Source organism: Blautia sp. AF19-10LB, assembly GCF_003461245.1.
In the GTDB taxonomy this organism is placed as follows: Bacteria; Bacillota; Clostridia; order Lachnospirales; family Lachnospiraceae; genus Blautia_A; species Blautia_A intestinihominis.
Window position 1 is genome coordinate 1 of the sequence record NZ_QTWS01000040.1, and the last position, 2,555, is coordinate 2,555.

Annotated in this window: 2 protein-coding genes; both read right to left on the minus strand. The window is 43.3% G+C overall.

Annotated features, from left to right (window positions below; genetic code table 11):
• Window positions 1-51 precede the first annotated feature (51 nt).
• A complete protein-coding gene (locus DWX28_RS16445) occupies window positions 52-831 on the minus strand; it encodes an ATP-binding protein (protein ID WP_118254005.1) in 780 nt (259 codons plus the stop codon).
• A gap of 12 nt (window positions 832-843) precedes the next feature.
• Window positions 844-2,400 carry a Mu transposase domain-containing protein gene (locus tag DWX28_RS16450; RefSeq protein ID WP_118254007.1) on the minus strand — a complete coding sequence of 519 codons (1,557 nt, stop codon included), beginning with the start codon at window positions 2,398-2,400 and terminating at the stop codon, window positions 844-846.
• Between the last annotated feature and the right edge of the window lie 155 nt (window positions 2,401-2,555).

The following is a 2,555-nucleotide window of genomic DNA, read 5'->3' on the forward strand; positions in this document are numbered from 1 at the left end:
GAGGAACGGAGCGCCATTCCGCTTCAAACTGAGCAAAGCTCAGCAGGTTGATTAATTACTATTGGTTATTCTGCGATCCCTGCCAGGAAATTCAAGGCGATATGCCTTAGATGTCATTCGACTTAAGCAGGCATCTGCGTAGGTGGAATCCCCAAAAAGCTGATACCATCCGGATACTGGAATCTGTGAGATAATAATAGTTGCCTTGCGGCAGTCTCTGGACTCGATGATTTCAAATAAATCGCGGCATTTCTCGATGTCCAGATCCATTAAGCCGAAATCATCTATCACCATGAGATCATAAGCTGCCATTTCATTCGAATACTCAAAGTAAGTACCTTCCTGCCTGGCATGATCTGATTCCTTTAAGAGTGTGTTCGCACGTATGTATTTAACAGTACGGTTCTGATGCATTGCTGTGATACATAAGGCGCAGGCGATGTGCGTTTTCCCAGCACCGGCCCCTCCGGTCATCAGCAGGTTATTCGGCTCATCGATCCAATCACACTTGGCCAGAAGTTCTATGACGTGTGTATTCAGCTGACGTTCTGGATCATAGATTGAACTGTCAAGATCAGCTGCAGGATATTTCAGGGTCGCTTTCTTCATGAGACGTTTAAACTTTTTACTCTCACGCTGATCCCACTCCTGATTTACAATAGCAGCAAAGCGGATTTCAAATGGTTCGAGACCTGTGTTTGGTTCCAGCAGCTGCTTTTCAAATGCTTCAGCCATACCGGACATGCGAAGTTTATACAGCCGATCCATGAGTATGTTCTGTTCCTTTGTGAGTTTATCGTTATAAAGATAGTCTTTTAATCTGTATGCCATAGTACGTCACCCTTACTTATAGTAGTCCTTTCCTCTGATATTTTCATGATTGGGCAGTGTTCCTGGTGAATGCTCGGGGAGTTCCTTCACATCCATCTTTTTCAGCATCTGCTTGAAGGTAAAATACTTACAGGAATTGATCTCTATACATTTACGGGCAACTTCTTCAGCAGCACCTTTTGGGATTGTTTTTACTTTATGCAGGATACCTGCACAGGCATTATAGGACTGCTCTTCATGTTTTGATGATTTAAGGAGTCTGTCAATCAGTTCTGACATCGCAGGACCAATGGCAGAAGCCCAGCGGCGGTAATAATTACCATCCTTTGAATTGACTTCTTTGTAATAAAGGTGTTCTGGCGGCATATGTTCATCTACCGTGATATACAGCGGAAACTCTCTATAAGACCGCTTATGTGTACAGATCAGCCGATTATACTGATCACAGATTCTGATCTCTGAAGCTGTTGCCTTCAGGATTGCAGGCTTGCCACAGTAAGAGTACAATACGGAGTAGTAGTGGCCGTCATACTCGATGTGGTAGTTGTTGGGAACTTTTAGGACCGCTTTATAGTCGCAAGCCGTGTAACATCCGCCTGGCAGTGGTTTCATACATGGTTTGTCATACTTTTCGAAAGCATCCTGTCTTGAGAAATCCTTGCCTTGAAAAGATCGTTTATTGAGGACTGCTACTATTTTTTTGATTTCAGCATTCAGGTCTTCAAATGATACATATATCTTTTCTTTCAGTTTCTCAACCAGGTGTATTTCAAGATAACGTACATGATTTTCAACTGTAGGCTTGCCTTTCGGCTTTCTAGCGGGTGGTGGAAGAACTATAGTTTCATAGAAATCTTCCAGATCTGCAAATGTAGACTGCAGGATAAGTTCATCCTTTGTGTGCTTGGTTACAGCAGTTCGCAGGTTATCGGGCACAAAGTATTTCGTAACAGCACCATAAAATGAAACAGCATGGGCACAGCCTTCTATAAAACATGGGAGCTTCTCATTTGGAAAAGCTTCTGCATAGATTAGACTGCTGACTCCAAGAGTGGTTGCAAAGATATGGATTTTTTTGATCTCGCCCGTTTCGGTATCTGTTAACAGTTCCGGCTGATCACCGACCCAGTCGATATACATCTTTTCACCCGGGATTCGATTTACGGCCATTGATACCTTCTGGCCACCATAGTGTTCTGCTATGAATCGGTTGAAGTATTCGTAAAACTGTGACTTCTCATAACCATCAGGATTCTTTTCTTTATAATCCAGCCAACAGAACGAAATGTTCATGCGGCTCCCTGGTGCATGGATTCTGTCATAGTAATACTGGAAATCTGGAAGTGGGACATCTTTCCTCTGTAGATTTTTCTGCGGATAGAAAAGGTTCTCAACTTCCTTAGGTGCCATCATTCGGAGTTCCTCGATTGGGATTCCGTTGGCATAGTATCGGCTCATGATCAGATTTAATGTACCTGAGCCAATCTTGTAACGGTCCATAACGGACCTGGTCTGGCATCCATTCAAACGCATCTGGATGGAGCCGATAATCGTGTTGTAGTCTTGCATAGTTATGCCTCCTTTCGCAATCATTTGATGACTACGAAAGAACTATAACACGTTGAAAACTTATTGATCAGCTGAAGCGGAAACGCGTTCAGTTATATCCGGAAAGACTGATCTGCTCTTAGCGGAATGCGTGGTCAGATGAGCCGGAATTTGCA